The organism is Thalassospira lucentensis MCCC 1A00383 = DSM 14000 (assembly GCF_000421265.1).
Lineage (GTDB): Bacteria > Pseudomonadota > Alphaproteobacteria > Rhodospirillales > Thalassospiraceae > Thalassospira > Thalassospira lucentensis.
On record NZ_ATWN01000001.1, the window covers coordinates 1 to 21,211 of the forward strand.

At 51.6% G+C, this 21,211-nt stretch carries 14 protein-coding genes and 2 pseudogenes; 1 reads left to right on the forward strand and 15 read right to left on the reverse strand.

Annotated features, from left to right (window positions below; all coding sequences use genetic code 11):
- Positions 1-11: 11 nt before the first annotated feature.
- A pseudogene (locus K355_RS22670) lies at positions 12-488 on the reverse strand (IS3 family transposase); the annotation flags it as partial.
- A gap of 510 nt (positions 489-998) precedes the next feature.
- Here K355_RS22670 and K355_RS0100010 point away from each other — a divergent pair.
- Positions 999-3,158 carry a TonB-dependent receptor gene (locus K355_RS0100010; RefSeq protein WP_022730060.1) on the forward strand — a complete coding sequence of 720 codons (2,160 nt, stop codon included), beginning with the start codon at positions 999-1,001 and terminating at the stop codon, positions 3,156-3,158.
- Positions 3,159-3,245: 87 nt separating this feature from the next.
- Here K355_RS0100010 and K355_RS0100015 read toward each other — a convergent pair whose 3' ends face one another.
- The 14 genes and pseudogenes from K355_RS0100015 to K355_RS22685 form a co-directional block, all read right to left on the reverse strand.
- Entirely contained in the window at positions 3,246-3,875 is a 630-nt protein-coding gene (locus K355_RS0100015) for an RraA family protein (RefSeq protein WP_022730061.1), read from the reverse strand.
- On the reverse strand, positions 3,863-4,642 hold the full coding sequence (locus tag K355_RS0100020) for an IucA/IucC family C-terminal-domain containing protein (protein WP_022730062.1): 780 nt from the start codon (positions 4,640-4,642) through the stop codon (positions 3,863-3,865). The genes K355_RS0100015 and K355_RS0100020 overlap by 13 nt, the downstream gene beginning before the upstream one ends.
- Positions 4,635-5,444, reverse strand: coding sequence for an ABC transporter ATP-binding protein (locus tag K355_RS0100025; RefSeq protein WP_022730063.1), 810 nt, complete (start codon positions 5,442-5,444; stop codon positions 4,635-4,637). The genes K355_RS0100020 and K355_RS0100025 overlap by 8 nt, the downstream gene beginning before the upstream one ends.
- A 10-nt stretch (positions 5,445-5,454) precedes the next feature.
- Positions 5,455-6,504, reverse strand: coding sequence for a FecCD family ABC transporter permease (locus tag K355_RS0100030; RefSeq protein ID WP_211219007.1), 1,050 nt, complete (start codon positions 6,502-6,504; stop codon positions 5,455-5,457).
- Positions 6,476-7,468 carry a FecCD family ABC transporter permease gene (locus K355_RS0100035; RefSeq protein WP_028791166.1) on the reverse strand — a complete coding sequence of 331 codons (993 nt, stop codon included), beginning with the start codon at positions 7,466-7,468 and terminating at the stop codon, positions 6,476-6,478. The genes K355_RS0100030 and K355_RS0100035 overlap by 29 nt, the downstream gene beginning before the upstream one ends.
- Positions 7,469-7,504: 36 nt before the next feature.
- On the reverse strand, positions 7,505-8,551 hold the full coding sequence (locus K355_RS22675) for an ABC transporter substrate-binding protein (protein WP_022730066.1): 1,047 nt from the start codon (positions 8,549-8,551) through the stop codon (positions 7,505-7,507).
- A gap of 21 nt (positions 8,552-8,572) precedes the next feature.
- Positions 8,573-10,453 (reverse strand): IucA/IucC family protein, encoded by a 1,881-nt coding sequence (locus K355_RS0100045; RefSeq protein WP_022730067.1) that lies wholly within the window; start codon positions 10,451-10,453, stop codon positions 8,573-8,575.
- Positions 10,437-11,231 (reverse strand): HpcH/HpaI aldolase family protein, encoded by a 795-nt coding sequence (locus tag K355_RS0100050; RefSeq protein ID WP_022730068.1) that lies wholly within the window; start codon positions 11,229-11,231, stop codon positions 10,437-10,439. Before K355_RS0100050 ends, K355_RS0100045 begins: the two co-directional genes overlap by 17 nt.
- A 2-nt stretch (positions 11,232-11,233) precedes the next feature.
- Positions 11,234-13,081 carry an IucA/IucC family protein gene (locus tag K355_RS0100055; protein ID WP_022730069.1) on the reverse strand — a complete coding sequence of 616 codons (1,848 nt, stop codon included), beginning with the start codon at positions 13,079-13,081 and terminating at the stop codon, positions 11,234-11,236.
- Between the two features lie 38 nt (positions 13,082-13,119).
- Positions 13,120-14,541: a DHA2 family efflux MFS transporter permease subunit gene (locus K355_RS22680; protein WP_022730070.1), complete on the reverse strand. Its 1,422-nt coding sequence runs from the start codon at positions 14,539-14,541 to the stop codon at positions 13,120-13,122.
- Complete coding sequence (locus K355_RS26245; RefSeq protein ID WP_022730071.1) at positions 14,531-17,155, reverse strand: diaminobutyrate--2-oxoglutarate transaminase; 2,625 nt, start codon at positions 17,153-17,155, stop codon at positions 14,531-14,533. Before K355_RS26245 ends, K355_RS22680 begins: the two co-directional genes overlap by 11 nt.
- The gene (locus K355_RS0100070) at positions 17,148-18,965 is read right to left on the reverse strand and encodes an IucA/IucC family protein (RefSeq protein WP_022730072.1); all 1,818 of its coding nucleotides are present in this window, start codon (positions 18,963-18,965) and stop codon (positions 17,148-17,150) included. Before K355_RS0100070 ends, K355_RS26245 begins: the two co-directional genes overlap by 8 nt.
- Before the next feature lie 578 nt (positions 18,966-19,543).
- Positions 19,544-19,840: pseudogene (locus K355_RS25980) on the reverse strand (integrase core domain-containing protein); the annotation flags it as partial.
- Between the two features lie 433 nt (positions 19,841-20,273).
- Positions 20,274-21,209 (reverse strand): LysR family transcriptional regulator, encoded by a 936-nt coding sequence (locus K355_RS22685; RefSeq protein WP_022730075.1) that lies wholly within the window; start codon positions 21,207-21,209, stop codon positions 20,274-20,276.
- Between the last annotated feature and the right edge of the window lie 2 nt (positions 21,210-21,211).

Below are 21,211 nucleotides of genomic sequence, written 5' to 3' on the forward strand. Positions count from 1 at the left end.
ACCCGGTTTGATCAGATTTGTCGTCTTTCGAATTCGACGGGTGACAACATCCCGTTGGTACTATGTTTGCGCTTCGGGTTGTAGAACATTTCTATGTAATCGAAGACATCCTGACGTGCCTCATCCCGTGATTTATAGACCCTGCGGCGGATGCGTTCGCGTTTAAGCAAGTTGAAGAAACTTTCGGCAGCATTGTCATAACAGTTCCCACGGCGGCTCATACTATGTTCAAGATTGTGCTCACGAAGGAAAGCGGCCCAGTCGATGCTGGTATATTGGGAACCCTGATCAGAATGGATCAGCACCCTGTTCTTTGGCTTTCGCCGCCAGACGGCCATCAGCAAGGCTTGCAGAACAACCTCTGTATCTTGTCGCTGCTTCAATGCCCAGCCAACCACCATGCGGGAATAAAGGTCAATTACGACGGCAAGATACGCAAACCCTTCCTGTGTCTTGATATAGGTGATGTCGGTCACCCAAACGGCATTGATCTTGAACTCATCGGTAAAATGACTCTTGGGCGTCGTAAACTCCTTGCCTCACTTTATAAGTGATGGGGTGTCTACAATTCCAGGGGCTATTCACTATGGGCCACAGCAGAGTGATCTCAGCTAAGTGCTTCAGATTCTTCCCAACTCCTTGGAGCGTATGTTCTGTACGGTTCAATTGGATATGGGGTAGGAAGTTGGCGTTTGTTCGTTAATCGCTGCGAGTCTTGGATTACTTGATACTAGGTTGAGCCAATTCGGATGATTTTTGCACGCCCCCGCAACCACTTCTGTTATAACTCCCTCCTGTGCGAGATATAACAAAGATCTAGATCAAACACCCCGCTCGGCGAAAGCCAGCGGGGTGTTTTTTTTGATTTTCCGCTTCCTACGCGGATGTGATTGAGGGCATGAAATTAAAATGAGAAAGATTATCATTATGATTTGCAATGATCGGGAGGGTTGTGTACGTTTCGGCGGTTTCTAAATTTTATTGCAGAGGGGGCTCTTGTGATTAAACCCGGTTTAACTTCACTTTTTGCCATCAGTTGTTCTTTTTTGTTTGTGCAGCAGGCTTTTGCCCAGACACAAACCGAGCAACCAAAAGTCGAAAGTGAAGAGTCGATTGAAAATGAACAATCGGCAGATGAAACAATGACCGTACCGGTTGTCATTTCAGCCAGTCGAACGAATTCCGATGTGAAATCTTCGCCGCAAAAGGTCACAATCATTACTAGGGAAGAAATTGAGCAGCAGTTGGCGATCACGACTGACTCTTCAAAAGTGCTTGCCAATTTACTTCCGGCTTACACGCCAGCACGCGAGAAATTATCCGGTAGTGGTGAGACCTTCCGCGGTCGTACGCCTCTTTTCATGATTGACGGGGTTCCACAGTCCAATCCCCTCCGCCCAACAGGAAGGGCAGCGCATACCATTGACTTTTCGATGGTCGAGAGAATCGAAGTCATTCATGGAGCGAATGCCATTCACGGTCTGGGTGCAACAGGTGGCATTATCAACTACATCACCAAGCGTCCGGAAGCTGGCACTTTTAACCAGCATATGAATCTTCAGACAACAGCTCCTACAACAGAACTTAATAGTGAAACCGATAGTTATAAGCTTGGTTACGGGTTTAATGGCAGTCTGGAAGATGTTGATTATCTTGTATCGGCAACGGTTGAAGATCAGGGGCTTTATTTGGATGCGGACGGAGATCCGGTTGGCGTAGATAATACGCAAGGTGATTTGATGGATTCGCGCACCTATGATTTTCTGAGCAAGGGAACTTATTGGATTGACGATGATCAGTCGATCGGTGCGGAATTCAATTTTTTCCGTTCGGAAGGCAAACAGAATTATGTCAGTGTGACTGGTGATCGTGATGCTGGTATTGCTACGACCTCGGAAAAAGGTACACCTCCTGGCGAGGCACCGAGAAATCAAGTTTATACGACAAGCCTGAATTACGAGAATACCGATTTCATGGATATGGACCTGAAAATTCAGGCATATTATCAGGATTTTGAGGGGCGGTTCGGTGCAACAGAATCAACTAGTTTCGTGGATTCCTCGCTTGCACCGACCGGACTTGACCAATCCCAGGCAAGTTCGACCAAAGTTGGCAGCAAGGTAACGCTTATCAAAGATGGGTTGCTTGATGATCGCTTGAAGCTGACAACAGGGTTTGATGTTCTTCGTGATACAACTGAACAGGCTTTGATTTTAACCAATCGGCTTTATGTTCCGGAAACGGAATTCTTTAACTATGCCCCGTTCCTGCAAGCTGACTTTGAAGTGCTTGAAGGACTGCAATTCCATTCTGGTATTCGATATGAAGTCGCAGAGTTGGATGTTCCGACCTATCAGACGGTGGCATCGCGAAATGGTGTGACAGTGGATGGCGGGACACCATCCTTTGAAGAAACGTTGTTGAATTTCGGTATCACCTATAGCCCGGTAGAGACTGTATCGCTGTTTGGTAACTATGCCGAAGGGTTTGGCATGCCAGATGTCGGACGTGTATTGCGCGGTATTAACCAGACAGGTCTGGATGTAGATACGTTCCTTAACCTTGAACCAATTGTTACTGAAAATATTGAGCTTGGGGTTCGTTACAACAACAACGTATGGGATGCTGAGTTTAGTGTTTACCAAACAAGCGCAGATTTGGGTTCTCGGCTTGAGCAGGTTGGTGACGACTTCTTTGTTCAACGGGAAAAATCCAGAATGCGCGGCCTTGAGCTATCCGGGGGATACTGGCTAAACGAAGACAACAAGGTCGGTCTCGGTTATTCGTATATTGAAGGCAAATACGATAGTGATGACAACGGATCGCTCGATGCCAAGTTTAACGGTTTGAATGTGCCGCCGAACAGATTGATCGCGACCTGGAGCAGTACGTGGACCGATAATTTTTCGACGTTTCTGCAAGTGCAGCATAATTTCTCCAAAAGCTTTGACGAGGCTGATTTGAATTTCTCTGGATATACGATCACCGATCTAGCTGCGACTTACGCTTTGCCAACAGGCAAGATCAACATGGCGATCGAGAACCTTTTGAATGAGGATTATGTGACCTACTATTCCCAAGCTGCGTTGGCAAATGACGACCGTTACTTCAACGGGCGTGGGCGAACTGTAACAGTTGGATACTCTGTCGATTTCTAAATCCATTTTCTCAACGAGGAATATCTACGCCCCCTGCAGAAGATGGCTGCAGGGGGTATGCTTGTTCGAACCTGAATACTTTTACTTCTACCCTTGATTCTGGGTAGCATTCAGTTTTTCAAGAAGTTCGTGACGTTTTTCAAGATCCCGTTCCTGTTTCTTTAGGACCGGATCAATCAGTTTGCTTGCTTGTTCAGGCGAGAGGATGAAAAGGCCGTCTTCATCGCCGATCACCATATCGCCCGGGCGAATTTCCTGACCGTCTATTACGGCAGGAGTATTGACTTTCCCGCCCAAGTCACTTTTTTGCGTGGTGACAGAACTCTTGCCTTTGGCAAAAGCCGGGAAAGGCAGGTCTTGCAGAGCCCGGATATCCGTCACGCAGGCATCCGTTACAATACCGGCGACACCCTTGATCATGGCGGCAATGGTACGCAGTTCCCCCCAGCAGGCATATTCCGCGTGGTCTGGCATCGAGACGACAAGGACGTCGCCGAGGTGACTATTGATTAATGCATGATAGAGGGCGCTGCCGTCCGTCCCGTGCAGGGTTACCGTCACCACATGACCAAGTAGCCTGCAGCATTGGGTTTGGGCTTTGACATTTCGAATATATCCTTCTGTGGTCAGGTGACCGATGGAGGATGTATCCACAGCGCGATACCGTTCAACAAGATCCTGCGGAATGTTCCGGCAAGACGGATTTAGTTCGAGCATTTGCTTTTCTTTCCGGGAGATAAAAGAAGGGGACAGGTCGAGCAATACTCTTGCGGCGGGGTGAGATAATAATAGCAGCAGGTTCGGCGATAGCGGATTGCGCGTTCTCCGACGGCTGTCTTATCGAAATAGAAACGTTGGAGAGGATTGTCTTTGCAGCCAAAGAGGCTACCCTCTGCTTCGGTTGTGAGATAGGCGAAGTCTTCCCGAATTTGCCGAACAGTGTCCGTGTCACCGATGGACATAAGACGACGTTCATAAAGAGAATAAACCCTGACAGCGGTATTTTCCCATAAAATGGAAAGGGTAACGCCGGAGGCTTCATGCAGGGCCTGCCACAGACGGGCGAGATTGATGGAAAAAAGTCTGCGGCATACATCTTCTCGCCAGGTTTCTCTGGCCCCCGGGGGAGGCGGGGAGGCTTCCAGATTGTAAAGATACATCGAAGACTGCCATCGCTTTGAATCGTGGCTGTAATCAATCACACAGTTTTCCAGAGACAAATCCAGCCCGCGATTATAGAGGCTCATGGGATAGAGCGTCGCTGCTGTGGTGAGGAAAGCGATACGTTTGCTGAGCAGTGATGCGGTAATCTTGCGCGACCGGGAGCCAAGCAAACGGCCTGATTCGTGCAATATGTCGCGGCAGATATCCTTATCGAGTATCTCCGGGCCTGGCACCGAAAGCCCGGGTAGACCCGTGCTTGCCGATTTGAGGCCACATAAGGTGCGTAATTCTTCTGTCCACCGGTCGTCAAGGTCATGCATGGAATTCCTCCGGCCTTGACGTACTGCGTCCGTGGGGGATGCAGATCGGTGTACCATTGAGCGGGTCGAAAATGATCCGGCATTCGAGTTCGAACACTGCACGGATCATATCTTCTGTGACTATATCGCCCGGCTTGCCCTGATCATATATCCGGCCGTCTTTCAAAGTGACAAGATGATCGGCATAACGGCAAGCCAGATACAGGTCGTGCAGAACCATAACAATGGTTTTGTTCGCATCCTTGTTCTGTTCGTGCAGCAGTTCCAGAATATCGATCTGATGGGAAAGATCGAGATAGGTCGTGGGTTCATCCAACAGAATGATATCGGTGTCTTGCGCCAGCGTTAGCGCGATCCATGCGCGTTGCTTTTGCCCCCCTGACAGTTTTTGCAACGGCCTGTTGCGCAGATCGGTCAGTTCTGTTGCTTCCAGGGCACGTTCGACCATTTCTTCATCGGTGGCAGACCAGCCTTGAAACCAGCTTTGATGCGGGTAACGGCCTTGTCGAACCAACTGATAAACTGTCATTTCTTCGGGGGCATCGGGACCCTGGGGAAGAATGGAAAGACGTTTGGCAATTTCAGAACCTGAAATCTGAGAAATCGTCTCGCCCGCAAGGAATATTTGTCCCGAGACAGGTTTCAAAAGGCGGGCAAGAGCGCGCAGCAGCGTTGATTTTCCGCAACCGTTGCTGCCGATCAGGACCGTGATTTTGCCCGTTGGAATGGCAAGGTCGAGTTCCTTGATGACAATGTTTTTGTCATAACCAAGTGTAAGGGCGCGGCTTTCAAGCGATAACATAAGCGTCTCTCTATCTTTGGCGGTAGAGAAGGTAAATGAAAAATGGCGTGCCGATCGCGGAGACAAATATGCCTGCAGGCAAATCCAGGGAACCGAAAAGTGTGCGTCCTGCGGTATCTGCGATCAGGACCAGCAGGCCGCCTATGCAGGCCGTCGCGGGAATTTGCAAAGTGATGGTGTTCTTCACAAGTCGGCGTGCGATATGCGGGGCCAGCAGGCCGACAAATCCGATGGCACCGGCATATGCCACTGCGGCACTGGCCAGAATAACGCAGGCCCCGAGTGCGATCAGACGAACGATTTGTACCGGTATACCCAGACTGGTCGCCACATCATGGCCCAAGAGCAGGGTATTCAGTGTTCGCCCCAAAAAGATTAGCGGAGGTAAAGGCAGCAATACCCATGGAAGGATGTGACGCACATCAGTCCAATCCGCACCATAGACGCTGCCGGTCAACCAGATATAGGCAGAAAGGTTCGTCATTTCGGTGCTGAAAACCATCAGCAAAGTGGTCAGGGCACCGAAAGTGGCAGAAATGCCGATGCCGATCAGGATCAGCCTTGCCGGTTCTACGGTTCCGCTCCATGCCAGAAGGAAGATCGTAATGGCGGCAACCGCCGACCCGGTTGAGGCGATCAGCGGCATCCATGTCACGCTGATAACGGGTGCCAGCCAACCGAAATAGATGACGACGGCAACCGAAGCACCGCCGGTGATGCCGATAATTTCGGGTGAGGCAAGCGGATTGCGTACCAGGGTTTGCAGAATAAGACCTGAAACTCCGAGACCTGCCCCGACCAAAAGCGCCATAGCTATCCTGGGCAAACGCAGGCTTTGGATGATGAAGGCATGCGGGCTTTCATTGGCTCCGAACAATTCGTGAATGACGGTCAAGATCGGAATATTTTCCGGGCCCGCTGCCGTGGCGACGATGGCGATCAGTGCTGTAAACAGCATGATCAGAATAAGGACCGGCAAGGCGGTACGATCAGGATCGCAGGTCCTGAGTCTGCCTAGAGATGTGAAAATATTATCCATAAGAGAAATTCCGCCGCGCAAGAATGACAAATAACGGGGCACCTATAATTGCGGTCATTGCTCCAATCGGCAGTTCTTCAGGCATGATAATCTGACGCGCGATAACATCGGAAATCAGCAGCAGGACCGCACCGGCAAGACCGCTTAGCGGGATGAGCCAGCGATGATCACTGCCTGTCGAAAGCCGAACGATGTGTGGGACAATCAAACCCAGAAAGGCGATGTTTCCGACAGCAGAAACTGCACTGCCGGCAAGCACGACAACGAGTCCTGCAATCAGGGTTTTCAACAGAAATGTATTCTGCCCCAGACCTTTGGCAATATCTTCTCCTGACATGAGAATGTTGATGTGCCGTCCGATGAGACAGCTGACGGCAACAGCAGCCGAAATGTAGGGCAGAACAGGCAGGAAGGCATCAAGCGTGCGACCCGCAAGGGAACCTGCCAGCCAGAACAGAATACGGTCAAGGCCGTCCTGATTGATGACCAGAATAGCCTGGGTGAAGGATATGAAAAGGGCTGTCAGGGCCGCACCGCCCAAAACCAGCCTTGTCGGGGTCAATCCGCCATGCCCAAGACTGCCCAGCATATAAACGATGCTTCCGGCTAGGGTTGCGCCGGCCATGCCTACCCATATCAGGCCATGTCCGGCGAAAGACGGAAACAGGGTGGAAACCAGAACAATCATAAAGATCGCACCGCTATTGATGCCCAGAATGCTTGGCGATGCCATGGGGTTTCTGGTTACGGCCTGCATCAGAACGCCAGAAATTCCAAGTGCGGCACCAACAAAACAGGCAATAATAGTGCGCGGCAGTCGACTGCTGATCACGATGACATGTTCGACGGAGTTTTCGTCAAACTGGACGAGCGCCAAAAAGGAATCCTCTAGCGATACAGGATATTGTCCCATGGTCAGACTCGCACTGAAAGACAGCACGAACATGAGCGTCAGCAACAGAAGTGCTTTGAATTCCTTACTCATTTCGCGTTTGTTTTCTTGATTGTCATATATTGTCATTCACTCTGTCAGGGGCTTTACATCGTAAATCCTGAAAAGGTCATCAAGGATCATGTTTGCGCCGATTATTCCGCCAGAAAGGCTCCAGACGATTTCGTCAACCGTGTAAATCTGGTCTGAGCGGCTGGCTTTCAGTGTCTTCCACAAGGGATGATTGCGCCAGTTGTCATAATTCTCGTCCACGGCGGGGTTTTCGGACCGCAGGAAAACGAAGAAGGCATCGGCATTCACCGTTGGCAGAGCTTCCTTGCTAGTAAGTTTTTTGTAAATCCAGCCATTGGTATCGGCAAATGAGGAATGGTCAAATCCAAGTTCACTCAGGATCAAACCGGAAAAGCTGTTGCGAGACAAAAGACGGAGATGATCTGCCCGGAAATTGAGCAAGGAGACTTCTATCGGCCAGTCCACGCTTTCCCGTGATGACAGGACCTGACGGAAATGTTCTGTCCTGCGGTTCCATCGAGTAAGAAGGTCTTCTGCCGTTTGCCCCTTATCAAGAGCCAGTCCCATCAATTTAAGGGTCTGTTTGAAATCAAAGATTTCTTCCAGAAAAATGACAGGCGCGATGGCTGACAATTGTTGATAGAGCGTTTCGTGGCGGAATTTCGACGCGATAATCAGATCGGGTTTGAGCGCGACAAGACGTTCCAGGTTCGGTTGGGTTTCCAGTCCCACAATTTCGGCGTTCTTCAGCGCGTCCCGAAGATAGGGATAAACAGGTTTGTTGACCCATGATTCAACGACGCCAATCGGAATAACCCCGAGTGCGACGGCAGTATCGGTTGCGCCCTGAAAAAGGGTGACGATCCTTTTTGGGGTACCGGTTATCTTTGTTTCCCCCATGGCATGGGGAATGACGCGCGTTGTTCCAACGTCTTCCTGCTGTGCCAGAGCGGGTTGAAAAATAACGCAGCAGAAAATCGCCAAACCCGTCGCCATAAAAAGCGACGGGTTGAAGAAGTCTGTTTTTATCTTCCGGGGCAGCTTTGGCACTACAAGACGGTAGATGGCGTTCCAGATGAAAGTAAATCCGGAAAATTTGGTCATAACCTCGTCTCTCGTTCGTTCTTAAGGGTCAATATTCTGAAACGGGTTCTGCACCTTGCCTTTGCCCCAGGGCATGCTTCCCGGTCCGCCCGCGCGGGCAATGATTGGCCGAACAAGCTGCTTATAGGGCCAATATGGCGTATCGAACAGGTGTTCTGCAATCATTGTGCGATCTTCCTTGTTGAAACTCGCATTATCGAGCGCGTGGATAATCGCGCCTTTCATCTGTTTCCAGAATTCTGAAGCTTCGATGTCATAGATATTCGCAAGGGTTTCCGCGATGGCACGCAGATTAACCTGTATGCCAAGCGTTTGCAGATAGAACAGAAGATCTTCGGGGCGATCATGGTAAAGGGTGTTGGCATAGCCCTTTTTGATACGGTACTCGGGATCTGACAGGCCGTTGCGTTCCAGCCAGGGAACAAAAATGCGCAATGAGTCATGATCACGTAGCAACAATCCGTGCGCCTGACCATCCTTCCAGACCATCACTGCATTTTGCCCGTGAATTTCAGCCAGCATACCAATTTTGAACATACGGAAATTGATATCGAAGAAGGTCTCGCAGACTTCCCGGAACAGGGTCAGGATGTTGTTTTCCGTCCTCGCCATATCGCGGTAATTCAGCCATTCGTCAAAGAAATGTACCCTGCTTCCGGGCAGCGGAGTTCCCAATGCTGCCATAGGGATGAGACGATATTGGTCGTCTTCCAGAATTTCCGGATAGGTACGAACCATGGCAGACAGATGGCGGGGGCGTTCGTCAAACAGGCTTGTGCCTTCGGTGAAGTAAGCCCACCAACTGGTTTCGTCACAGACAAAAACGCGGCTTTCAAGGGCCGGATCAAGCTGCAAACCTTTGCGCAGCAGGGCTTCGCTGAGATTACCGTTAATCATTTTGACCGCAGGCAGATACCGGGAAGCTGCCAAAGAGAATATATGCATGGGCAGTTTCAGATAGTTTCGGTTCGGGGAAAGTGGCGCCATGGATCGCAGGGACGATGTGGCCTTTACCCGGTAACCCTGAAAATCCAGGATGTGGCAGGTGCCGTCCTGAAGTTCCTGGTCATAGTGCGGCCTGATATAGTGATCAAGCTGCCATGGATGAACAGGTAGGGCAATGTGGCTTTGCGACAGCCCTTTTTTCTCCATCTCTTTCTGGAGCGCGATGTTGCAATCAGGGGTAAGCAAGGCATCTGCAATAGATTTGCTGCGGCTGTTTTCAACACCTTCGCCCAGCATCAGGCTATCTGCCTTTATCGCAATCCAAACAAGGGAGATGTCCTTGTCGAATTCGGCCATGAATTCGGTATATTCCTCGTTTGACAATCCCATTTTTGCCTTGGCAACAGGATGATAGGGGCGATCACGCAGGGATGCCCATTGCTCCATAATCTGGAAAAAGTCCTGCGGGGTTTTTGAGAGAAGCCGGTTGGTATCGATCTGATACGATAATGACAGCGCCATCTGTTCTATGCTGGTTTTTACCATGTCCGTAAAAACAGCGATCCCTTCGCGGCTGTCGGGGCTTTCGTCGATCAGTTTGCGACATACCAGATCAAGGAATGACAAGCATTCCAGATGATAAAATCCATCTGCAGACTTACCAACCAGACGGCTGTTGCGCATGAGCTGGAAGGGATAAAGGACAGCTTTTTCAACGGCTGCGTAAACAAACCGGTCGTCAGACGTTGTCCAGCGCCAGAGCATGCCGGAAGAGAGGCCCCTATCCAGACCAAGATATTGCAAAAGTTCGCTGGTTTCTTGCGTCTCTGGCAGATCGGAAAAGGCAATCAGATCGGATTTCTGGTTCTCAAAATATTCTTCTGCGTGGAGGCCTTCAAAAAGGTCCTGGCAAATCAATCGATCTGCCTTGGCAAGCTTGTCATCTATCGCGTTCATGGTTTTTCTCTGCCCCTGCTTTTGTGGTCTGAAGCTTGTTTTGTAATGCGCGAAAGGCGATGCCTCGTTCTTCGCCCAGAACGAATGCATGGACGCCTTTACGGATCCATTTTTCGTGCTCATCGGGTTCGCGCGGTATGGCGCAGTAAGGGATGGCTGCCTGCTTGCATTCGTGTTGAAGATTATTCAGGCATTCCTGTATTTCCGGGTTTTTGATCTGCCAGGGCATGCCCATGGACTGGCTAAGGTCGGCTGCCCCTTCAAGGATCATGTCGAGCCCGTCGACGGCCAGAATGTCTTGGATGTTCTCCAGTCCGGTTTTGCTCTCGATCATGGCAATGACCATGACTTCCCGGTTGGCGAAGGTCATGTAGTCAGCCAGGCTGTTTTTGCCGAAAGCACCGGGGCGGCCGCCATTCAGGCTTCGTTTGCCATCGGGGTGATAACGGGCGGCGCTAACGGCATTTTGCACATCTTCTGCTTGTTCGACCATTGGAACCACTATGCCCTTGGCCCCGGCGTCAAGCACACGCAGGATCCCTTTCGGGTCTGTGTCGCCTACCCGTACCAAAACGGTGATCTGCAGTGCATCACCGGCACGGATCATGTTTTCAAGGGTTTCCGGATTGATCAGTACATGTTCGGTATCGATGATCACGAAATCGAAATCCGCCTCGGCAATCATTTCCATGGCAGTGGGCGAGGGGATTGAACAGAACAGACCATAGGCGGGCTGCCCGGCCTGGATTGCCTTTTTCAATTGGTTTTCGGTCAGCATGGCTATGGCCTGTATGCGTAAAGGGGATTGGCGACATCCATGAAGCGTGGTTCGCTATCCCCAAACAGGCGGCGTCTGGTCAATTCTTCGACCTGAATGGTCGGAGCAAAGACGTCAAAGCATTGATAGCGTTCTGCGTGTTGGGGATTTTGTTCCTGATATTCCCGGATAACGCCTGCGGTTGTCTTCCAGAACCATTGTTCCGCCAACCCATAATTGGAATCGAGGAAAATGCCGATCTCGGCAAGGCAGATGAAGAAAAATGCATCACAGGTGAAATCGCGAACGGCATTCAGGTCGTCAGTGATAATGAAGGAATTCCTGTTCAGTCGCAGATGGCTGGCTGGTGCTGCATGCAGTTTTGGGGCCTTGTCGGGATGGGCAAGTGCATCCGGGCAATAGCGCACGCCATCGTGAAAATCCTTCAGGGCGATACGCACCGGCCAGCCGTCCTTGTGGATCAGAACAATATTCTGCCCATGGGATTCAAGTCCGACACCCTCTGCCAGTAACAAATAGATTATGGGACGAACGGCAACCTGGATCAGTTGCGCGCTCCATTCCTCCCGGCCATGAGCCTGTATCCAGTCATCAGTGATCGGTTTGCCGTTGCGTTGTATGTGTGTAAGCCCGTTAAACGGTATTGCTGCCTCACCGGGGCGCAAATATTTCGCCATGCTTTCCCGCCAGACGCTGCCTAAACCGCCATAGGCGGTGGTGCGCCGGTGTTCTGGCAAGGTTTCGTAATCAAAGCTGACCCCAAGGAATTCGCGCAGAATGACAAAATCCATTTCCCCGGCGGTTTTGTCATTTTCGATCAGATGTTGCAGCCAGTCGGTAATGACGGGGCCGTTTCTGACCGTGTGATTGGCCAGAATTCGGGTGCTTGATGTATTGGTGAGGTGCATTGCCACCTTGAGATAGGGGCGATCGGGTGCACTGACATTGGCCAGTGTACGAATGGATTGCTGTGCGTGATAGGCATCACTGCCGCGGCCAAGATAAATCAGAATACCGTCGCGTATTTCCCGGTGGAAGGCGGTGACAAGCTTTTTGTCCCACTGCCAAGGATGGACCGGTAAAAGCCGGACATCGTCGAAAGTCAGTTTGTTGTCCCGCAGAACAGTTTCGAAATGTTCAAAATCGGACGGGGCAAGCTGTTCCTGAATGACAGAGGCATAATCGTAACTGCGGGAAAGGCCGATATCGGCATGATCTTTCCGTATCGCCAGCCAGACAAGGTGGATGTCCTGACGGAATTCCGGTCCGTAGGCAGCATTTTCGGCAAGTGAAAAGCCGATCCGCGACTTGTAACATGCATGATAGGAATGGGCGTCCATGATAAGCCCTTCCAAGCTATTGTAGTCATGCCTGAACGCTGATAAATCAGCCGGAATGGGCTGGCTCAGGGACTGAACATCCTTGATAAGGGTTTGCTCCAGTTCCTCGATAAATTGCGTCAGATTGATGGTGCCGGGAATGTGGGAAAGAACTTCTTCCATAAAACCCGTCAGGCTCGCATCCGTGGTTTGGTGCGCGTCGACACACTGACGTCTGGCGATGCCGGACAGTTTGATTTGCCCGAAGCTTTCCTTGCGCTGACCTTCAAACAGGTAAATGACAGTTGCATCATCAAGTGACCGCCCTTCAATCAGAAACAGGGTCCCGTTATCGGTTTCTTGCGTTCGGACAGGAACGACTTTCTCAAAAATCAGCGTTTGCACCAGTTGTTTGAGAACCCGCTGCTCGACCCTGACAAAGCAATCCCGGTTTTGACTGCTGATCCAGGAATAGATGGCAGTGCCGGGGGTTTCTCTTTCTCGGGGAAAGGGGAGAGTGTTGACATTCATGGGCTCGTTTCCCGTTTGCAGTATTCATGTAAGGATGATCAGAGGTCAGACTTCGGGAAGACTGGTGCTTGGACAAGCACCTTTGACGGCAGGCAACATGCCAAAGGCAGAAGGCCCGCAATCAGTAGACCCGTTGCCAAAAATACCTGACTGATGGCCGTCATTTCTTCCGGTGCCGCAGGGGCATATATCTGGCGGTGCCATTCAAGATAGACGGACGCCACGACTATCCCGGCGGAAGACAGGGTCCGTCTGGAAATGTTATTCATTGCAGCACCCTGCGTAAGGCGGTTTTCGGGGATGGCATTCAGGCCTGCGGTCGTTACCGGCATGTAGGAAAGTCCAAGTCCGATGCCGCGCAGGATCATCAGGGAAAATATCCCCCACAAGGGAGTGTTTGCGTCGCATGCGCTCAGCAAAAATGCCGCAATACAGGTGATGACAAGGCCCGTTGTGACGGTCAGCCTGGGGCCGTGCCAGTCAAGCCAGCGGCCGCCAATATTGACAAAGACGCTGCCGGAAACGGCCGTGCATAAAAGTGCGGCTCCTGTCCATACGGGGCCATATCCCATCACGGTCTGAAGCTGCAACGGGATCAGTATGAGCGTTACGAACATACCGACCGATTGTACGGTCGTGATCACAATGCTGATCCGATAGCAGGGATAGGTGAACAAGCCGAGGTCAAGCAGGGGCGCCGGGCTTTTGCGTTCCGTTCTGATGAAGTAGGCAAATGCAAATACAGCAAGTATTGGCATACCCCACATAGCCAAAACAGGAAGTATTTCTTCTGACAGAAGGTTCAGCCACATCATTGTTACGGCAATGGCCAGCGTGGCAGACAGAAACCCCCTGGTGTCAAAAGGCTGCCTGTCATTTGCATCCTGCCGACCTGTCGGCAGGCCAACGAGAGCGACAACAAACGCGCTTAATCCGAATGGGATGTTCATGATGAACAGGACCTGCCAGCTTGCCAGTTCAAGCGTTACCCCGCCCACAAAGGGCCCGACAGCTGGGGCCAGCATGACGGCAGTGCCCCAGATGCCGGTGATCCTGCCGCGTTTTTCTTTCTCATAGACGGAAAATATCAGGGGCAGCGACAGAGGGATCATCAATCCCCCTGCAATACCCTGAACTATTCGTGCCGCAATCACCCAGTTGATACCGGGGGCAAGCGCGCCAAGAGATGAGCCGCAAACGAACAGGCCAAGTCCGATCAAATACAGGCGCCGTTTGCCGTACCGGTTACTCAGATAACCGGTAAGCGGCATCGTCAACCCCATCGCCATCATGAAACCCGCAACGATCCAGCTTGCAAGCAGAGGGCCGGCGTCAAAAGTCTTCATGAATTCCGGCACGGCCGGGTTGAGCGCACTGTTGTTCAGGCTGACCGTCAGGGTTCCCAGCAGCACCGATACCATCACCACCCGGGGAGGCAGGTTTTCAATCTTATTCTGCAACGTTAAGTGTCCGTTGTGCGCAGTTTTCGGCGATTGCATCGCTGAAGATGTCGATGACTTTATACATTTCGGCATTGCTGATGATCAGAGGAGGCAGGAACCGCAGAACGGCAGAATGGCGTCCTCCGACCTCAAGGATAAGGCCGCGATCAAAGCAGGATTTTTGAACGGACCGGGCGAGAGCCGGGTCTGCCTTCGGATAGCCTTGGGTATCTGATGTGCGATCCTTGATCATCTCCACGCCCAGCATCAGACCGCGCCCACGGACATCGCCAATTTGCGGGAAGGCTGTCTGAAGGTTGCGAAGGGCGGGTTCAAGTTGCTGGCCGATACGCGCAGCGTGCCCGGCAAGATCGTTTTCGCGGATGAAGCGCAAGGTGTTTCTGCCTGCGGCCATGGCAAGCTGATTGCCGCGGAACGTCCCGATATGTGCACCGGGTTGCCATTTATCGTATTTCCTGTGATAGGCGATGACAGATAATGGCAAACCGCCACCGACAGCCTTGGACATCACAACGATATCGGGTGTGATGCCGGAATGCTCGAAGGCGAAAAGTTTTCCCGTGCGCCCGAAGCCGGTCTGCACCTCGTCAATGATCAGAAGAACATCGTGTTCCAATGTTAACTGGCGCAATTCTTTTAGCCAGTCATCCGGGGCAGGGATGGCACCGCCTTCCCCCTGAACAGCTTCCAGAATAATGGCGGCCGGTTTGGTGACGCCGCTTTCCGGATCGCTAAGGACAGACCGGATGAAATTGATACCGGCTTTTTCGCCAGCCTTTCCGCCGAGCCCGAAGGGGCAGCGATAATCATAGGGGTAAGGCATGAAATGGACATTGGGCACCAACCCTTCCAGTGCTCCCTTCTGGTGCAGGTTGCCGCTCAGGCTCATGGTTGCGTGGGTGCTGCCATGATATCCTCCCTGAAAAGACAGGATATTACTGCGACCCGTCGCAATTTTTGCCAGCTTGATCGCCGCCTCGACACCGTCCGCCCCGGTCGGCCCGCAGAAATGTACGCGCGCATCGCGTGAGAAGTTTGCGGGCAGGCAAACGAGCAGTTCGTCGATGAACGCTTCTTTCGTGGCGGTTGTGATATCCAGGGTATGCAGCGGCACGTTGGCATCGATCATTTCCCGGATGGCATCGGTGACAACATTATGATTATGCCCGAGTGCCAGCGTTCCTGCGCCTGCAAGACAGTCGATATATTCCCTGCCATCCATATCCGTTACGGTCAGCCCCTTTGCATGCCGGATGGCAAGAGGGAACCTGCGGGGATAGGTGCGTGCACCGGATTCACGGTTTGCCTGTTGCTGCAACAGATCGCTGTTGCTGACTTCTATTGCCGTGTAGTCCCTGGCTGCGTTGATGGTTTCCATCGTCTGAGACTTCGATCCGACGGGGATGAAGTCGATCAGGGGTTTGGGGTGACACAGAAAATCGACATGTGAAATGTTAAAGCCATAGGCACCGGCCATTGGCAGAACCAGCAGGCTGCCGACCTTTACATTTTCCAGTTCCCGGTCCCGGCTTAGCACATCCTTGGGCGTGCATAATTGTCCGGCAATGTCGAATATACCCGACTGAGCAGCCCCATTTCCCGTGCGTGACAACGCATCAGGGAAGTGAAGAACAGGATGATTATGGTTCTGGGCAGCGGGCAGTCTGAATTGATGGGTTCCGCCGCGGCATACAAGGAAACGACGGGTGTGGCTTTCCTTGATATCGAGAACCTCAATTCCATAATAACCGCAAAAGGCGGTGATGAACCGCCCCGGTTCCAGCCGGATTTGGGGCGGGTTTTCGGTTTTGCGCAAGCTGTCTTCAAGATGCCGACAGAAGCCGGTCCAGTCGAATTGCCCGGCTTCGGTGTAATTGACACCGATACCGCCACCGACATTGAGATGCGTCAGGGTGCCGGGATCGCGTGCCTCGGATTTCCATTCGGGCCATTTTTCCAGATAAAAATCGATCAGGGTCTGATGACGCCTGCTGTCTGTCTGATGAGACATTGCATGAATGTGGAACCCCTTCAGTCGAAGGTTCGGGCAGTTTTCCGCCAGTGCGATTACTTCGGGCAGTCTGGCTTCTTCGATGCCAAACGGCGTTGCGGTTCCGGCCATTGACAGCTTTGTCTGCATGTTTTCGGGCAAGGCCGGATTGATGCGGATCAGGATATTCTGGGTTTTGCCAAGTTTGCGCGCGGTAGCATCCAGCAGGCCGAGTTCATGCATGCTTTCGACATGAACGAATTCCACGCCCTTTCTGATCGCGGATTCCATATCCGATGTCAGCTTGCCCGGTCCGGAAAAGACGAAAGGCTTTGTCAGGCTGCAATTCGCGATACGGGCAATTTCCCCGCCCGAGGAAATTTCAAACCCGTCAACCAGTGGCGCAATGGTTTCGAGAATTTCCGTTTCGCTGTTGGCTTTGATGGCATAGTAAAGTTCCACCCCTTTCGGCACCGCGGACATGACCTGATTTACGTGGTTTTTCAGTGCCTCCAGGTCATAGACAAAAGCGGCAAGAGGATCGGGTGTATCCTCGGCCAGCGCTTTGAAACGGCTCAGCACGGCTTCGCTGACGGTCCCGGACATGTCTGTGTTATTCATGATCGCATTCCTCGCTGTGCCACGGTGCTTTCAATGTGACGTAACCGGCATTTCGATCAGCCTGGGCGGTCAGTCGCACTTTGAAGTTGGTTTTGCAGGCCACTTCGCCGCTGGCGATCAACTGATCAATCTCTGGGGTCGGGCCGTGAAGGTCGCGGGAAATTTGGTGAAGTTCGCGACGGACCTGCTGCCACATGGTGTTTGCAAGTCCGGGACTGTTTTCGCTTAAGGCCAGAATGGCCTCACTCAGGTTATTGACAAAAAGGCAGTAGCTGATGCGTCGCCACCCGGCCTGTCGGCTGTATTCCATGGATTGTCGGACAGCCGGGTGAACGGTTTCGTCAATATGCGTGATACCTTTGTCCGAGGTCAGCTTGACCCCCTCGTAATCGCGCAGAAGCAGTCTGGCAACATGGCCATTTTCATGGATGATGACCGTATTTTGCAGATGCGGCTCCATGACGATGCCGTGATTGTAAAACAGGAACAGAACCGGCTTCAGAAGCGCTTTCAGATAGCTGGTAAACCATTCGAGTTTGGCGCGGTCATTCTGGTCAAGATTCCAGCGGGCAAAGTAGCGTGCGCAATTGGATTGCAGATCAAGATCGCGGGCAAACAGGGTGGCGGCGATCACGCATTGTTCGGCACCTTCAGTCTTGCAGAAGTTCCGGCGCAGGATTGCCCCGGTCTGTTCCCGAAACCAGATGTCATCTTCGGGATCAGCACCTTCGGGGCTCCAGCTGATCGTGGCGGGTTCTTCGATAAGGTTGAGGTCCCCTGTGGATGCCGGGGCCTTGCTGCTCAGTTCGCGAAGAAGACGGTTGATCCGGATCGTGCTTTCGAGTTCGTACCACGCATTTTTGCGAACGCAGTTTGTAATGCGGATATTCAAAGAACCCTTGATGAAATAGTCGTGCCCTTCGATATACATCGTCCGGATCGAGGCGGTGGGGCGGGCATGAAAACCTGTTTCACCAAGATCGCGGATCATGCCTGTCCGTAAAAGGTGCTCGACGCGCGGATTTCCAAGAAAAAGCCTGGCCTGCACCGGATGCAGGGAAATCCGTGCATATCCCGGCGGGCAGTTGTGCTGATCGGCGATGCCGTCCAGAACGGCTGAAGGGCTGGTGTCATCGGTTAGGATATTCAGCCCGGATGACGGCACCTCAAGCACATGCATCCGCACCTGCGGGGAAAATTCCGGGGAGTAACGGGCAACCGGTGCGTTATCGGGCCAAAGCCGCGCTTTCGGGGCCGGGTGGGATGGATGACCAAACCATAAATTCTGTTCGCTCGCGATATAGTCGCGGAAGGGATCGGGTTTTACGGTTTCGGCATGCAGGGCGATTTCTTCGTTTAGTGTGATGCTGGACTGAATTTGTTTTAGCAGCTCGCCATTGACCGGTGTATCTGGCGCTGCACAGCTTGACAGAAGGCGGGTGGCAAGCAGTTCCGAGTCGAGCTGTTTCCATCGCCCTCCGGGCAGTTTGCCATAGATATGCGACAGGTAATATTGACTTCCCGTGCCTGATTTCCGGTCAACAAGCACAAAGAACTCGGATTGGTCGGGCATGAAGACATGCATCGGAACAATGTGACCGGAAGCATGTGTAATCTCGACCGGAAGACGATCACGATCTTTGGGCCATTGATAGCGGATCAGCCCTTGGGGCAGGGCAAATTCCTTGACCAGACAATTGAAAAGCGCGTGCGCCGGTGGCGATTGTGCAAGCGTTGATGGTCTTGCGCCGGATTTTGACAGGGGCGGTTGCAGGTTTTCTTCTTCTTTTGGGATCGTGTTTCCAACCATGGTCTATGTCCTTGTTTCTATTTTTTAATAGAAATTCGTAGCCTGTTGTCGTTGGCCAGGGGCATGTCCCTGCTTGATCTTCTTCTGCAAGCTGCAGTGATGTCTGATACTTTACGTTGTTATGATGTTCTTTGGCTCACTCATTGCGGGCACGCTAATGATATTGATAATGATTGTCAATCGCGAAATGTGGGTGGGGAAAATTTTCACAAAACCGATATTCTTGGTGATTAAGAGATGTCTGACGGGGAGGGTAGTTAGCCTGATGTCGAGAAGCCTCTAACGCGTAACGTTATTGAGGAAAAGTTTAATTATAGTTGGGTTGCGCGTTGTAAATGAGAAAGTCGGTTTATTGATCGTAAGTGGGGTGAAACTGAGCGCAGTGCAGCGCTATAGGGCGTAGTTAATTGTGTGCCCCCGCAACCACTTCTGTTATAAATCTCTCTTTTGCGAAATATAACAATGCCAAAAGAAAAACACCCCGCTCAGCCAAAGCTGAGCGGGGTGTTTTGTTAAGCTTTCTTATCAAGAAGAATCAGTGCTTTTCGCAAAATAGCTTAAATGTGATGATCTTTGTCGGCCAGTACCGTCCTTGCCTGGTGCAGGGACGAGAACAGGGTTTCGTTCAAGCATTCGTCGCGCAGTTTTGGCATTGAAGCTCTCGACAAAACCATTCTGCATCGGCTTCCTCGGCGCGATGTAACGCCACTGTACACCATTAGCTTGGGCCCATTTGAGAACAGCCATAATGGTCTTGGGTTTGCCGCTATCAACTGATCAAGTACCCGTGTCACACGCGTCACGAACAGGGATGTGTCGGCCGCCAATACCAGATACTCACGACTATAGTCATCCACCACAGCTAAAATCTCGAAATGCGAGATGGTCCCGCCTTGCTCTGGGTCTGGTTAGGGATGCCGCCTTAGCCTGTTGTCAGAAAAGGTGATATGATACATCTATATAAATCAATATCTTACCACTTCCGATCTCCAGAAAAGCTGACACGGGCTGACACAAAAAGTAACGAAAAACTGCAAGATTGACAGAAAACCTGACATTTTCCAAAAGCCGTCAATTGAGCAGACACCAAACCTTTTCATTCTCAGAAGAAATTTCCTGATCCCTAATAGGATGACTTATCTTGAGGTGCGTCTAGTTAGTTAGACACCTTGCGCTTTCAATTCAGGGTGATCAGAAGGATGGAACCATCATCAGCCGACGAGTATTGCACGGCTGTACACCCATCAAATATCGTGGCCAAACATTTAACTCAGCATTACCAATGAGTTTTCACCTCAAAACTTCGCGTTAAAGACGTAAAAATCTTCTCACATCATCATCGAAAATATGAGTGGAGAGTTCCGTCGTACTGCGCCGGATTTCCTCCGCCACCTCATCAACGATCGTGGTCCGATTTCCCCCAGCAGGATAGAGGAAACCATATTTCAAAGTGCCATCAGGTTCGAAGGGGCGGATAACCAAATCCTCTACGCCGCTTGAGAGTGCGACGAAAGGATCTGCAAGACAGCAGCCGAGATTGAGCCCCGCCATTTGACAGGCAATGACCCCGTTGCGGGCTTCAATACGCACATTGAGCCGCTTTCCAGTTCTTTTTACAAGCGATTGGAGATGCTGCCCGAGGAGCGAGCGGGCATGAGTCGCGATGATCTGATGATTGGAAAAGTCATCAAATGTGACAACTTTTTTGGCGGCCAGAGGATGAGAGGGGTTCATAACCGCGACCATCGGTAATTCTAAAAAGGGTTCGATGTTAAAAACACCCTCTTTAATTGGCAGCGGCGCAATGCCGAGGTCAAAGGTTTCTTCTGTCACCCAGACATCAATATCGAGGCGCACGCGTGAGTCGATTTGCGCCGTCATTTCGGGGCGGCGCATCATCACCTGAGCCAGCGTTTGATTGATGACTGCGTGTGAAATAAATGGCGCAGCAAGGATGCGAATATGCTCAGTTTTGCCGCGCCGAATTTGGTCTGCGCGCAAGTTCAGATCATCATGACAAAGCATAAGCCTTTCTACTTCTTGGTAAAATTCTTTCCCTTCTTTGGTGAGCCGCAATCGCCTGCCGCGTCGCGACAGCACGGGAAAACCAACCTCATCCTCAAGTGCAGACAGCAGGCGGCTTACCTGTGGAGCTGTTCGGAAAAGACGATCTGCGGCACCGCTGACAGAGTTGGTTTCGACAAAGGCGCGAAGAGCCTCGAGGGATTTTTGATTGATCGGCATAA

Bases quoted from the DNA above. Each gene is read 5' to 3' on its own strand.
- K355_RS0100035 (WP_028791166.1), bottom strand. From the start codon at position 7,468: ATGAGTAAGGAATTCAAAGCACTTCTGTTGCTGACGCTCATGTTCGTG.
- K355_RS22675 (WP_022730066.1), bottom strand. From the start codon at position 8,551: ATGACCAAATTTTCCGGATTTACTTTCATCTGGAACGCCATCTACCGT.
- K355_RS0100045 (WP_022730067.1), bottom strand. From the start codon at position 10,453: ATGAACGCGATAGATGACAAGCTTGCCAAGGCAGATCGATTGATTTGC.
- K355_RS0100070 (WP_022730072.1), bottom strand. From the start codon at position 18,965: ATGGTTGGAAACACGATCCCAAAAGAAGAAGAAAACCTGCAACCGCCC.
- K355_RS22685 (WP_022730075.1), bottom strand. From the start codon at position 21,209: ATGCCGATCAATCAAAAATCCCTCGAGGCTCTTCGCGCCTTTGTCGAA.
- K355_RS0100015 (WP_022730061.1), bottom strand. From the start codon at position 3,875: ATGCTCGAACTAAATCCGTCTTGCCGGAACATTCCGCAGGATCTTGTT.
- K355_RS0100025 (WP_022730063.1), bottom strand. From the start codon at position 5,444: ATGTTATCGCTTGAAAGCCGCGCCCTTACACTTGGTTATGACAAAAAC.
- K355_RS0100050 (WP_022730068.1), bottom strand. From the start codon at position 11,231: ATGCTGACCGAAAACCAATTGAAAAAGGCAATCCAGGCCGGGCAGCCC.
- K355_RS0100020 (WP_022730062.1), bottom strand. From the start codon at position 4,642: ATGCATGACCTTGACGACCGGTGGACAGAAGAATTACGCACCTTATGT.
- K355_RS0100055 (WP_022730069.1), bottom strand. From the start codon at position 13,081: ATGAATGTCAACACTCTCCCCTTTCCCCGAGAAAGAGAAACCCCCGGC.
- K355_RS26245 (WP_022730071.1), bottom strand. From the start codon at position 17,155: ATGAATAACACAGACATGTCCGGGACCGTCAGCGAAGCCGTGCTGAGC.